The organism is Curvibacter sp. AEP1-3, assembly GCF_002163715.1.
Lineage (GTDB): Bacteria > Pseudomonadota > Gammaproteobacteria > Burkholderiales > Burkholderiaceae_C > Allorhodoferax.
This window is the reverse complement of sequence record NZ_CP015698.1, coordinates 4,242,922-4,255,068: the sequence shown is the minus strand read 5'-3', so window position 1 is coordinate 4,255,068 and position 12,147 is coordinate 4,242,922. Positions and strand designations below refer to the sequence as shown.

The window sequence follows — 12,147 nt, the reverse complement described above, 5'->3', positions numbered from 1 at the left end:
AGGAGTGAGCCATGCTAGACCGCACTGCAACCAAGTTCTCCCATGTCAAACCTGAAGACACGCAATTTGTGTCCGGGGGCCTGCGTGATTTTTTCCTGTACCGGGATCTGGGCATCGCCGAAGCCACGCACGGAAAAGTGATTGCGCACCTGGTCAAAGCCAATATGGCACCAGAAAAAGGCACCGGCTGGCACCGGCATGAGGCGGACTTTCAAATCGTCATCATGACCAAAGGCTGGGCGCGCTTCATGTATGAAGACAAAGAAACCCTAGTGCAAGCCGGCGATGTGATTCACCAGCGCCCCGGCATCCGCCACTACCTGTTCGACTACTCTCCCGACATGGAGTACCTGGAAATCGTGTCCCCGGCGGACTTCAAGTCGATTGATGTGGAGCCGGTCTGCGAGATTCCTGCGCCCACCCCGTGGCCGGAACAAAAAGCAGCCTGAAGCTGCGAGATGCGGAGCCTTAAAACTCCGCATCCAACTCGTCAATCTCGTCCGGCTCCGCCCGGGCGGCTTCCACCCACTCTTGCATCGCAGGCAATGCCATCATCAGCTTGCAATACGCGGCAGCCTGTTTGTCCAGCTTGACGTCATAGGTCATGAAGCGGGTGACCACAGGCGCATACATGGCATCCGCAATGCAAGGCTGCTTGCCAAAGAGGTAAGGTCCGCCGTAGTTTTCTAGGCATTCTTTCCAGATGGCCAGCACCCGGTCAATGTCGGCCTGCGCGCGGGACCAGACCTTGAAGTTGGGGAAATGCGCCTTGATGTTCATGGGCAAGGCACCGCGCATGGAGGCAAAGCCGGAATGCATTTCGCCGCTGACCGCGCGGCAATGGGCACGCGCCTTGATATCGGCGGGCAACAAGCCTGCCTTGGGTTTGACTTCGTTCAGGTATTCGCCAATGCCGAGGGTGTCCCACACCGTCACGCCGTTATGCTGCAAAGAAGGCACCAGCATGCTGCTGGAGAGGAGCAGCATTTCGGCGCGCATGGCCGGGTCGTCCGGGGAAATCACTTTTTCCGAGAAATCCAACCCCGCCAGCTTGGCCATCAACCACCCGCGCAGGGCCCAGGCACCGTAGTTTTTGCTGCTGATGGTAAGAATCGCTTTGGCCATGGTGCTGCTTTCGGGGTTGTCGGTGTACCCCATGCCGTGCAAGGGTTGTGCCAAGCACGGCAGCCATAGTCTGACCCGCGGTCTTGGCGCGCAAATTGCCTAGGGGTAAACACAAGGCTTTTGCCGCACCAAGACAGGACTCCCATGCTGTACCAGGCCTACCAGAACCAAACCGACCTGAGCTCCCCCTTGCGCCTCATGGCTCAGAGCATGAGCGCCATGCTGTGGATGAACCAGACCGAGGGCAGTTGGCTACGAAAAATGTCGGCCGGTATGGAAGTGATCTCCCGCATGCGCCTGACGCACTCGCGGCCGGACTACGGTATTCACTCGGTGACGGTGGATGACGAGGTCTACCCGATTGAAGAAGAAACGGTCTTGAGCCTGCCCTTCGGCAGCCTGCTGCACTTCCGCAAAACTGCGGCTCTGGCGGAACCCCAGCCCAAAGTGCTGCTGGTAGCACCCCTGTCAGGCCACTTTGCCACCCTGCTGCGTGAAACCGCCCGCACCCTGCTGCAGCACCACGATGTGTACATCACCGACTGGCACAACGCCCGCGATGTGTCGTTGCGCCACGGCCCGTTCGGGCTGGACGATTACATCGACCACATGATCACATTCACCCAGACCATAGGCCCTGGCACCCATCTGGTGGCGGTATGCCAGCCATGTGTGGCGGCACTAGCCGCAACTGCCCTGATGGCCGAAGACGATGACCCGGCCCAGCCCCGTAGCCTCACGCTGATGGCCGGCCCGGTGGACTGCCGGGTGAACCCCACCGAGGTGAACAAGCTGGCGGTGAGCAAGCCGATTGACTGGTTTGAGAAGAACCTCATCAGCCACGTGCCTCTACCCCACAAGGGCTATATGCGCCGCGTGTATCCCGGCTTTGTGCAGCTCAGCGCCTTCATGAGCATGAATCCGGAGCGGCACAAGCAGTCGTTCAAAGACCTGTACCAGCACCTGGTGAACGGCGATGTGGAAAAGGCCAATGTGATCCGCGTGTTTTATGACGAGTACCTGGCCGTCAACGACCTGCCCGCCGAGTTCTACCTTGAGACCGTGGAAAAGGTCTTCCAGACCTACGACTTACCGCTGGGCAAGCTCAGCTACCGCGGCAGGCTGGTCAACCCGGCGGCCATCCGACGCACCGCCTTGATGACCGTGGAGGGCGAACGGGACGACATCTGTGCAGTGGGGCAGACCGTAGCTGCGCAAGACCTGTGCAGCAGCATACGCCCCTATAAAAAAACACACCACGTGCAGACCGGTGTGGGGCACTATGGTGTGTTCAGTGGTCGCAAATGGAACCAGCAAATCTACCCGCGGGTGCGGGAGATGATTCACGCCAGCGAAGGCTAGGGGCTTGCCCTCACGCTCCGCCGCTGAGCGGGTCGCTGCCCCCCGAGGGGGCTAGCTCGCCTTGGGGCGGCCCGGCGGCGAGGTCTTATGTGTTCTCAGCTTCCGGCTTTTCAGCCTCGCCCTCGGGCCAGTCGCGGATGTAGGCCTTGAGCATCTTGTTTTCGAAATTCTGGCTGTCCACCACGGCGCGGGCCACGTCGTAGAAGCTGATCACGCCTTGCAGCATGCGGTTATCGATGACCGGCATGTAGCGGGCGTGGCGCTCAAGCATCATGCGGCGCACTTCATCCATCTCGGTTTCCAGGGTACAGGTCAGCGGGCCGGGGTCCATGGCGCGGTACACGCTGGTGGTGCCGAAAGTGCCCCCGTTTTTGACAGCGGCTTGGATCACTTCGCGAAAAGTCAACATGCCCACTACCAAGCCATGTGACATCACGACCAATGAGCCGATGTCTTTCTCCGCCATCAGCTGGGCCGCATCGGCCAGAGAGTCCTCCGGCGTGGTCGTGTAAAGCGTTCCGCCTTTTACGCGCAGGATATCGCTGACTTTCATGGGGACTTCCTCGTGACACTGGGGTTGAATTTGTATGGCAAATATAGCCCACAATGCGCGGGTTTCATCGCGGTTTCATCAAGGTTTCATCACTGGAGACTCCCATGGCTGGTTACGCAGACCCCGGCTTCGACACCCTAGCGCTTCACGCAGGTGCCGCACCGGACCCCACGACCGGCGCTCGCGCCGTGCCCATCCACCTGAGCACCTCGTTTGTGTTCGAGTCCAGCGAGCATGCGCAGTCCCTCTTCAACCTGGAGCGCGCGGGCCATGTGTACAGCCGCATCAGCAACCCCACCAATGCAGTGCTCGAGCAACGGATCGCCGCGCTGGAGGGCGGTATAGGCGCCATCACCACCGCCAGCGGCCAAGCCGCTCTGCACCTGGCCATTGCCACCCTCATGGGCGCGGGCGGGCACATTGTGTCGTCCAGCGCCTTGTATGGCGGTTCGCACAACCTGCTGCACTACACCTTGTCCCGCTTCGGCATTGAAACCACCTTTGTGAAGCCCGGCGATGTTGATGCCTGGCGGGCTGCGGTGCGGCCTAACACCCGCCTGTTTTTCGGGGAAACCGTGGGCAACCCCGGCCTGGATGTGCTGGACACGCCCACCATTTCGCAAATTGCCCACGAGGCAGGTGTGCCGCTACTGGTGGACTCCACCCTCACCTCGCCCTGGCTGGTACAGCCGTTTACCCAGGGGGCCGATCTGGTGTACCACTCGGCCACCAAATTCTTGAGCGGACATGGCACCGTGATTGGCGGCGTGGTGGTGGACGGTGGCAGCTTTGACTGGGCGCGCGCGTTTGAAGCGAGCGGCAAATTCGCCGAGCTGGCCGCGCCCTACGAGGGCTTTCACCACATGAACTTCAGCGAGGAAAGCACCGTGGGTGCCTTCTTGCTGCGCGCTCGGCGCGAAGGCCTGCGCGACTTCGGCGCTTGCATGAGCCCGCACAGCGCCTGGCTGATCCTGCAAGGCATAGAGACCCTGAGCCTGCGCATGGCCCGCCACATCAGCAACACCGAAAAGGTGGTGCAGTTCCTGGCCAGTCAGCCCTTTGTGAGCCGCGTCGGCCACCCGCTGCTGGAGAGCCATTCCAGCCACCAACTGGCGCAAAAGCTGCTGCCCAAAGGCGCAGGCTCGGTGTTCAGCTTCGACCTCAAGGGCAACCGCGAGCAAGGCAAAAAGTTCATTGAAACCCTCAAGGTCTTCAGCCACCTGGCCAATGTGGGCGACTGCCGCAGCCTGGTCATTCACCCGGCCAGCACCACTCACTTCCGCATGGGCGATGAGGCGCTGGCCGCGGGTGGCATCACGCAGGGCACCATCCGCCTGTCCATCGGGCTGGAAGACCCGGACGACCTGATTGACGACCTCAAACGCGCGCTCAAAGCCGCAGAAAAGGCAGGTGCGTGATATGTGCCCCCACGCTCATCACTTCGTGTATTCGCTGCCCCCCATGGGGGTGCTGGCCTCCTTTGGGGCGGCCCGGCAGGAGGCCACATGCAACTACTAGTCAACGGCGCCAACGCCTACTGCTACACCGGCGGCAAACCTTTCGATGCGGCCAAGCCCACGGTGGTCTTCATCCACGGTGTGCTCAATGACCACAGTGTCTGGATTTTGCAAAGCCGCTACCTCGCCCACCACGGCTACAACGTGCTGGCGGTCGACCTGCCCGGCCACTGCCGCAGCGGCGGCGAAGCACCTGAGACGGTAGAGCAAGCCGCCGCCTTCATCGTGGCCCTGCTGGATGCGGCTGGTGTCGAAAAAGCCGCTCTGGTGGGCCACAGCTGGGGCTCACTGATTGCGCTGGAGGCAGCCAGCCGACTAGGCGCACTCGCCACCCACCTGGTGCTGGTGGGCACTGCCTACCCGATGAAGGTATCCCCTGCCCTGCTGGAAACTTCACTCCATGAGCCGATGAAGGCGCTCACCATGATCAACGTGTTTTCGCGGAGCACGCTGGCAGCGCCCCCCTCAGCGCTGGGCCCGGGCACCTGGGTCTATGGCGCCAGCATGGCACTGGGCCGGCGGGTGCTGGCCAGTAACACAACGGTCAACGTGTTCCACCGCGGCTTCAAGGCTTGCGACAGCTACGCAGGTGGCGAGGCGGCCATGGCACAGGTGCTATGCCCGGTGCTGTTTGTGCTGGGTGATCAGGACCAGATGACATCGCCCAAAGCCGCGCAGACGTTGGTGCAAGCAGCCAAATCAGCAGGCGTGCGCACAGAGACCGTGCGGATCGCGGTAGGCCACCACCAGATGACCGAGGCGCCAGAGGAAACTCTGTCGGCCTTGCGACAGTTTTTGGGCAAACCCTAGGGCGCACCCTCTTGCCGGCCCGGCCGGCGCGGTAGAGCATCAGGGCTGCATTGACAACGGAGCCCCCATGCCAACCGACACATCCGTGGACCTACGCAGTTTCCAGAGCTTTGCCGAGTTTTATCCGTTCTACCTGGGTGAGCATAGCAACACCACTTGCCGCCGCCTGCACTTTGTGGGCTCCACCCTGAGCCTGGTGTGCCTGGGCATGTTGATTGCCACGGGCAAGCCGCAGTACTTTGTGTATGCGCTACTGTGCGGCTACGGCTTTGCGTGGCTGGGCCACTTCGGCTTTGAGAAAAACAAACCCGCCAGCTTCAAGCGCCCGCTCTACAGCCTGATGGGAGATTGGCGCATGTACGCAGATATCTGGACGGGGAAGATCAAGTTCTGAACTCGCTTTGCTGCGACGCGCGAGAACATATTGCTATATTTTTAGTAGTTCTCGACGCATATCCGATGGGCGCTAGCAGTCTTTTTTTGGCAGATTTTTGGGGTTGCTTTAGGCTGGAAGCTGACTTTCCTTTTTCAAAGGTAGCCTTCAATAGCTGGCTGACCCGGTAGTCCAACGGATCAAAACTCGTGGCCGTAAAGCTGGCATCCAATTACGCTTCGCAACCGCAGTGTAGGTCGACCGAGTTGTGGCGCAAACTGCCGGCCAGGAATGGGTGGTACCCAGGAGTCCAACATGTTGACCGTCAGGCGCTTTTCCAGTCCTGCGGGTTTGTTGCGTTCCCAGTCCTAGAGATGTGCGATCTGCTAGTTCCATCGCAGCCTCTGACCGCAAAGGATTGCCACAGCTAATTACTATCACTTCCAACATGTCGCCAAGTTTGGCACGCAAGTTACCTTCGGATATGTCGAACGCACTCACCGCAAGCAAAGAAGAATAGAAAAGTGACCCGCCCCCCAGAGTCCTCAGCGCCGACTTGCGGAAGGCAACGATGAGATTGAACTTGGATAGATTGAGTACATTTCGGTCTTTCTCTTATTTTTCGTATTCGGTTTCGGCTCCGTCATCCACGCCAAGGAGGAAAAGATGAACACAAAACCGTGGTTTATCCCCCCTATGCGAGCACACACCATCATCGTCGCGGCATTGACAGCCTTGCTGGTCGCGGCAACTCCCAATGTCTGGGCTGTGACTGAAGTATTCACTGCAACCGGAACCCGTACCTGGACTGCCCCTGCTGGCGTGACCTCGATTACCGTCGAAGCTTGGGGCGCTGGCGGAGGTGGCGGAGACCCTGGCGGCAACAACGGCGGCGGTGGTGGTGGGGCAGGTGCATATGCCAGAGCAGTGGTGACCGTGGTACCAGGCACAACTTATTCATATACCGTAGGAGCGGGCGGCGTTGTAGAAACCAATGGCGGCAGTTCGAGTTTTGGAACTTCTACCGTTGTTGCGGCGGGTGGTAGTGGTACGTCGACCGCTGCCGCTGGGACCGGCGGAACCACCGCCGCAAGCACTGGTACGACCAAGTTTCCGGGCTGTCCGGGCGGTACAGGGCAGAATGGCAACGACAAGCCGGGGGGCGGCGGGGGAGGATCGCCGACCAGCTCGGGTATCTGCACTGCCGGAGGTAACGCCAGCGCTAGTGCAGGCGGCGCAAATGGCACGGGCGAAGGTGCTGGCGGGGCCGGCTCATCCACCGCAAGCAACGGCTCAAACGGCTCGCAGCCGGGCGGCGGTGGCGGCGGCGCATCGGACTTCAACGGCTCGAACGCGGGCACTGGCGGCAACGGCAAAGTTCAACTGACCTATACCCCCTGCACCTGTGTCCCTCAGAATGGCAACCTGATTGCCAACCCGGACTTCGAGCAGTTGTGCGCAACCACCATTATTCAGAATTTTGGAGCAGTTAACGGCGGCACCGTCAATATGCGCAACGGTGTGTGCGGATGGAACATGAACGGTACCGGCATGGAAACATGGGAGGGCACGACCGTGACGCCCGCATCACGTGGTACTGTGTTCGTGGAAATCGATGGTTATTCCAATAACGTCGATTGCCTATGGCAAAACGTCGCGACGTCCCCTGGAACCGCCTATACGCTTAAGGTGGACTACCGCGCTCGAACCTCTACCCAGGAGGGTTTGATCGTCAAATGGAATGGCGTGCAGAGGTACAGCACCACCGCTGCACCTACTTCTGCCTGGCAAACGATCACGGTCTCGGAACTGACCGCAACGGGAAACGATCGCATCGAGTTCTGCGAGCCTAGCGCTTCCGATAATTCTTTGGGATCATGGATTGACAACGTCCGGTTACAAACATTCTTCCCGGACCATTACGAGGTCAGCGTCCCGAGCAGCAATGTTGCTTGCCTGGCGAGCGCGGTAAAGGTTATCGCATGTGCCGACAATTCAAATCCATGCACAAATGCCCTCGCCACTCCATCTATGCCTACCGTAAACCTCGCCACGAGCGCGGGAGCGCTGGCATCTAATGCGCTGACGCTCAGCTCTGGTGGCATCACTACAACAACGCTAAGCCATCCCAATGCAGCCGATGGAGACATCGCCATCCTCACTCTATCGGGCGAATCCGTTCCGGGGGCCAACCCGCGAACCTGCTGCACTGGCAATACCTGCTCAACCACCAATAACTGTGCGGTCACGTTTAATACAGCGGGATTCATCTTTGCAAATGCTGCTACGGGTGCATCGGCTACCCTACCGACCCAAACGGCGGGCACTACAAGTGGCACCACCTACCTGCGCGCAGTCAGAACCAACACCACCACAAAGGCCTGCGAGGCTGCACTGAGTGGAACGCAAAGCGTGAGTTGGGCCGCACAATGCAACAATCCCACTACCTGTTCGACTGGTAGTTTGATGAGTTTGACGGGCAATAAAACTACTGCGGCTAGCAGCAATCCCATTGCGAGCAATCCCAACGCGGGCGTCAGTTCTTCAACGTTGGTGAATATGACCTTTGATGCCAATGGAAGCGCACCCTTTAGCTTCAACTACGCTGATACCGGGCAAGTGACTTTGTGGGCAAGCAAGGCAGCTGGTGGTGACCTTTTAAGTGCACTCGCGGCCAGTTCCAACGCATTTATCGTCAAGCCGGGCGGCTTTACGGTCAGTGCCAGCAGCATCAAGCGGACCGCAAGTCCACAGCTGACAAATCCGGCAGCCGCAGACGCGGCAGGCAACCAGTTTGTCAAAGCTGGGGAAGCCTTTACTGCCACGGTGTCGGCCGTGACTTCCGGCGGCGTGGCCACACCCAATTTTGGCCGAGAGACGGTACCCGAGGGGGTGACGCTTACGGCCAACTTAGTGGCTCCCGCTGGGGGAACAAATTCTGCACTCACCAATGGCGAAATTGCAGGAGGGAGCTTTGGCGGAACGGGTAGCGCCACGGTCTCCACACTGTCCTGGAACGAGGTGGGCATCATCACCCTCACACCCAGTCTCACCGATGGTAACTACCTCGGCGCGGGCAATGTAACAGGCACAACGACCGGTAACATCGGGCGCTTTTTCCCGGACCATTTTGCGGTGACACAGGGAGTCGCCACCCCAGCGTGCAGCAATGTGTTCAGCTACTTTGGACAGGATGGTTTTGCCACTACCTTCACCCTGACTGCGCGCAATGTGGGCAATACCACGACGCGGAACTACACAGGCAGCTTTGCGAAACTGGGGCTCACCACTTGGAGCAACTTTCGCTTTACGGCTCCAGGTCTGCCGTCTGGCTCAGCACTGGCGGCCAGTGCGACTGCACCCACGGGGACTTGGAGTGCTGGATCAGCTTCAGTCAACGCGAGGCACCAGGTGAGTCGACCCACGACACTGACTGGTTTGGCAACCGATACAGCCGTTATGGTGCTGGCTGCGCCTGTGGATTCGGACAATGTCACGATGACGGCTTCACAGGTGGCAGCTTCCACGCCCCTTCGCTACGGGCGGCTGAGACTGCAAAACGCCTACGGGTCAGAACTGCTGGCGCTACCAGTTGTTGCCACTACGGAGTACCGAGACACTTCAGGCTACTTTGTCAAAAACACTGGCGACAGTTGCACCACCGTGCCAGTGCCGACTGCCGCCAGCGGGCTGACCTTTGGAACAGGCAATCTGTCGGCCGGCGAGACTGTCGCAAGCATCAACGGCACCAGTTCCGGTCTTGGAACCTGGGTTTCCGGCAATGGTGGCTTAGTGTTGAGCAGGCCCGGCAGCGGAAACAGTGGATTTGTCGACATCACCCTGAGTGTTCCCGATTGGCTCAAATTTCCATGGTTGGGGGGCTCGCCAGCAAATCCGACCGCAAGAGCATTTTTCGGTATTTACAAAAGCCCTCTGATCTACAGCCGAGAAAACTATTGAGATGCGGCAGTAGATCGCGTTACCTTTGCGGGTTAATACAGTAATGAATTGCTAGAAACAAAGTTGTCTTCGATTCCTACATGCGAATGACAGGTCTGGAGCAGGCAAATCGGCGGACCGTCCGATAGGCAAGTGCGCGGTGCCGACGAATCCCAATACAAACTTAACTCCTATTGCGCTGCAAATTCGGTGCTCCAAAGCCGAAAAAAAAATGGCTTTATTGCGTCGACTTCCAGCACGTCAAAGTTGGAAACGTATGGCCGCCCCCGCTGTAAAGCAGGCATTGACCATTCAGCCTAAGCCTCTAGCTCCACACTGCCAAGAACCAGAGATACAAGGCAAAAAACGAGAACGTGCCACATAACACCAAATTGCTACTCTTTTTGTAGCGCCTCGCGCACAGTAGTAGTGCGCCAGCGGCCGATTTTCCATAAATTGGCGGTAATGGGCTCGGGGGCCAGCAGCAGGCGCTGCATCAAGGGTTCCAGCACGGTTTGATTCAAATCGGCCAGCAGCACGTAGCGGGCCTGTCCATCGCGGCCATTGGTCTCTTGCAATTGGCCTACCCAATCCAGCTCCTGCAGGGTTTGCAGCACCGGCTCCAGGCGTTGTGAATCCACTTGCAGGGCCAGGCGCAGGGTCGACAAGGTCTGCCCGCGGTCCTCGGCGCCTTTGGCAGCATCGAGCATGTGCAGCACTTCCAGCGCCAGCAGAAACTGCCAGCCATGGCCCAGTTTGCGGCGCGGCACACCCGCCAACAGGCTGGGCAGGTAGGCGGTGAGCGCGGCACCCAACAGCACAATGACCCAGGCGATATAGATCCAGATCAGCAAAATCGGCACGGTGGCGAAGGCACCGTATACCGCCGAGTAGGTAGGCACCTTGCTAAGGTACAGCGCCAACCCCTTGCGCGCCAGCTCCATGCCGGTAGACACGAACAGGCCCCCCATCCAGGCATGGCCCCAGCGCACATGGGTGTTGGGCACGTAATGAAACATGGCCGCCGTGCCAGCTGCCACCAGCACGAACTGCAAGCTGTCGAGTAACAGGGTCAGCCCGCCGGGCAAGCCACCCACAACGCCTTTGGACGCGGTGATGGCATATGAAGTGATAGACAAGCTAGCCCCCAGCAACAAAGGCCCCAGGGTCACTGCGCCCCAGTAGATGAGCACCCGCTGCCCGAAGGGCCTGCGCTTCTTCACGCGCCAGATACTGTTGAGCGTGCGGTCTATGGTGAAGATCAGCGCCAGCGCAGTGCCTAAAAGGATGGTCAGGCCGGCCACGCCGAGGCGGCTGGCCTTGCCGGCAAACTGGTTCAAGTAGCCCAGCACTTGGCGGGCGATGTTGTCGGGCACCAAGCTCTCGATCAGCCACTTCTGCAGCACGTCCTGAAACTTGGCAAACATCGGGAAGGCGGTAAACACCGCCAGCGCCACGGTAATGAGGGGCACCAGTGCGATGGTGGTGGTAAAGGTCAGGCTGCTGGCAGTGAGACCCAGGCGGTCTTCGCGGAAGCGCTCGCGCAAGGTGATGGCAGCGTCCCGCCAGGGGATACTGGCAATGTCCCGCAACCAGGAAGTCAAAAGGGGTTTGGCTTGCATGGCCCGCATCATGCCACCGCCGCAATGCAGCCGGTGTGTCGGGCTGTAAGCCTCAGCGCTCTACCATCACCGGATGGTTCTTCCAGCGCAGGAAGCTGGCCCGAAGAATCTCATCCAGCACCCCGGTTTTTTTCAGGATAGCCAAGCGCGCATCGATCTGCTCGAGCTTATCGGCGCACTTGCCGTTGCGGGTCAGGGCGAGGTAATTGGGGGTGTCCACCAGGAATGGTTCTTTGGCCACGAAGTTGGCCTCATCCCCGCGCTTGAGGATCAGGGCCATGCCGGTGTAGTAGCCGGTAATGAAGTAGTCCGCCCGCCCCAGCAACATCAGGCTGAAGCTGGCATCGGGCCGGTTGACCTCTTGCACGTTGAGCTTCTCTTTGATGTATTCGTCCAAGCCGTTGCCAAACACATTCCCACGGGCCATGGCACCCCGCATGCCGATCAGGTCCGCCTTGTCGCGGTAGACCAACGGCAGGTCCTTGGAGGTGAATGCGGCCACCGGGTTTTGGAGCGCAATGGTTTTGGGGTAGAGCAAAAAGGCTTCGCGCTCGGGCGTTTTTTTCAAGGTGACCACCATGTCCACCTCGCCACGCTCGGCCAGCGCCATCACCCTCGGAAAGGGGCCCACGCTGCGGATCTCAAAGTCGATCTTCAGATCGCCAAGGACGCGCTTGGCGATCTCGATGCTGGCGCCTTGCAGCGTTTCGCCGTCATACCAATGCAGAGGCGGATAAGCGGGGTCTGAGGTCACCACCATGCGGGTGCACTGGGACTGTGCCAAGAAACTGCACGTCACCAACCAGACCGCCAGCAAGCCTTGTGCGACTTTTCGCCAGATCATGT

10 protein-coding genes are annotated in these 12,147 nt (G+C 59.6%); 6 read left to right on the top strand and 4 right to left on the bottom strand.

Translation table 11 applies throughout. The features are described 5' to 3' along the window. Window positions 1-11 precede the first annotated feature (11 nt). Window positions 12-449 carry a cupin domain-containing protein gene (locus tag AEP_RS19920; protein ID WP_087497003.1) on the top strand — a complete coding sequence of 146 codons (438 nt, stop codon included), beginning with the start codon at window positions 12-14 and terminating at the stop codon, window positions 447-449. Window positions 450-468: 19 nt separating this feature from the next. Here the strand turns inward: AEP_RS19920 and AEP_RS19915 are convergent, their stop codons facing one another. Continuing rightward, window positions 469-1,125 carry a glutathione S-transferase gene (locus AEP_RS19915; protein WP_087497450.1) on the bottom strand — a complete coding sequence of 219 codons (657 nt, stop codon included), beginning with the start codon at window positions 1,123-1,125 and terminating at the stop codon, window positions 469-471. A gap of 144 nt (window positions 1,126-1,269) precedes the next feature. On the opposite strand from AEP_RS19915, the gene AEP_RS19910 reads away from it, so the two are divergent. Then, window positions 1,270-2,487, top strand: a complete 1,218-nt coding sequence (locus AEP_RS19910) for a polyhydroxyalkanoate depolymerase (protein ID WP_087497002.1) — start codon at window positions 1,270-1,272, stop codon at window positions 2,485-2,487. A gap of 85 nt (window positions 2,488-2,572) precedes the next feature. On the opposite strand, the gene AEP_RS19905 is transcribed toward AEP_RS19910, so the two are convergent. After that, window positions 2,573-3,040, bottom strand: a complete 468-nt coding sequence (locus AEP_RS19905; protein WP_087497001.1) for a CBS domain-containing protein — start codon at window positions 3,038-3,040, stop codon at window positions 2,573-2,575. A 104-nt stretch (window positions 3,041-3,144) separates the two neighbouring features. Between AEP_RS19905 and AEP_RS19900 the strand changes: the two genes are divergently transcribed. The 4 genes from AEP_RS19900 (at window position 3,145) to AEP_RS20810 (ending at window position 9,700) form a co-directional block, all read left to right on the top strand. After that, complete coding sequence (locus AEP_RS19900; protein WP_087497000.1) at window positions 3,145-4,458, top strand: O-acetylhomoserine aminocarboxypropyltransferase; 1,314 nt, start codon at window positions 3,145-3,147, stop codon at window positions 4,456-4,458. Window positions 4,459-4,545: 87 nt separating this feature from the next. Beyond that, the gene (locus tag AEP_RS19895; RefSeq protein ID WP_087496999.1) at window positions 4,546-5,367 is read left to right on the top strand and encodes an alpha/beta fold hydrolase; all 822 of its coding nucleotides are present in this window, start codon (window positions 4,546-4,548) and stop codon (window positions 5,365-5,367) included. Window positions 5,368-5,434: 67 nt separating this feature from the next. Then, window positions 5,435-5,761 carry an Mpo1-like protein gene (locus AEP_RS19890; RefSeq protein WP_087496998.1) on the top strand — a complete coding sequence of 109 codons (327 nt, stop codon included), beginning with the start codon at window positions 5,435-5,437 and terminating at the stop codon, window positions 5,759-5,761. Between the two features lie 645 nt (window positions 5,762-6,406). Continuing rightward, window positions 6,407-9,700 (top strand): DUF6701 domain-containing protein, encoded by a 3,294-nt coding sequence (locus tag AEP_RS20810; protein ID WP_157673237.1) that lies wholly within the window; start codon window positions 6,407-6,409, stop codon window positions 9,698-9,700. A 374-nt stretch (window positions 9,701-10,074) separates the two neighbouring features. Here the strand turns inward: AEP_RS20810 and AEP_RS19875 are convergent, their stop codons facing one another. Together AEP_RS19875 and AEP_RS19870 are read right to left on the bottom strand one after the other, a co-directional pair. Then, on the bottom strand, window positions 10,075-11,301 hold the full coding sequence (locus AEP_RS19875) for a YihY family inner membrane protein (protein WP_087497449.1): 1,227 nt from the start codon (window positions 11,299-11,301) through the stop codon (window positions 10,075-10,077). 52 nt (window positions 11,302-11,353) lie between these two features. Then, entirely contained in the window at window positions 11,354-12,145 is a 792-nt protein-coding gene (locus tag AEP_RS19870) for a substrate-binding periplasmic protein (RefSeq protein ID WP_087496995.1), read from the bottom strand. Window positions 12,146-12,147: the final 2 nt, after the last annotated feature.

Coding starts and splice junctions, on each gene's coding strand:
- AEP_RS19890 (WP_087496998.1), top strand. CDS start 5,435: ATGCCAACCGACACATCCGTGGACCTACGCAGTTTCCAGAGCTTTGCC.
- AEP_RS19895 (WP_087496999.1), top strand. CDS start 4,546: ATGCAACTACTAGTCAACGGCGCCAACGCCTACTGCTACACCGGCGGC.
- AEP_RS19875 (WP_087497449.1), bottom strand. CDS start 11,301: ATGCAAGCCAAACCCCTTTTGACTTCCTGGTTGCGGGACATTGCCAGT.
- AEP_RS19915 (WP_087497450.1), bottom strand. CDS start 1,125: ATGGCCAAAGCGATTCTTACCATCAGCAGCAAAAACTACGGTGCCTGG.
- AEP_RS20810 (WP_157673237.1), top strand. CDS start 6,407: ATGAACACAAAACCGTGGTTTATCCCCCCTATGCGAGCACACACCATC.
- AEP_RS19870 (WP_087496995.1), bottom strand. CDS start 12,145: ATGATCTGGCGAAAAGTCGCACAAGGCTTGCTGGCGGTCTGGTTGGTG.
- AEP_RS19910 (WP_087497002.1), top strand. CDS start 1,270: ATGCTGTACCAGGCCTACCAGAACCAAACCGACCTGAGCTCCCCCTTG.
- AEP_RS19920 (WP_087497003.1), top strand. CDS start 12: ATGCTAGACCGCACTGCAACCAAGTTCTCCCATGTCAAACCTGAAGAC.
- AEP_RS19900 (WP_087497000.1), top strand. CDS start 3,145: ATGGCTGGTTACGCAGACCCCGGCTTCGACACCCTAGCGCTTCACGCA.
- AEP_RS19905 (WP_087497001.1), bottom strand. CDS start 3,040: ATGAAAGTCAGCGATATCCTGCGCGTAAAAGGCGGAACGCTTTACACG.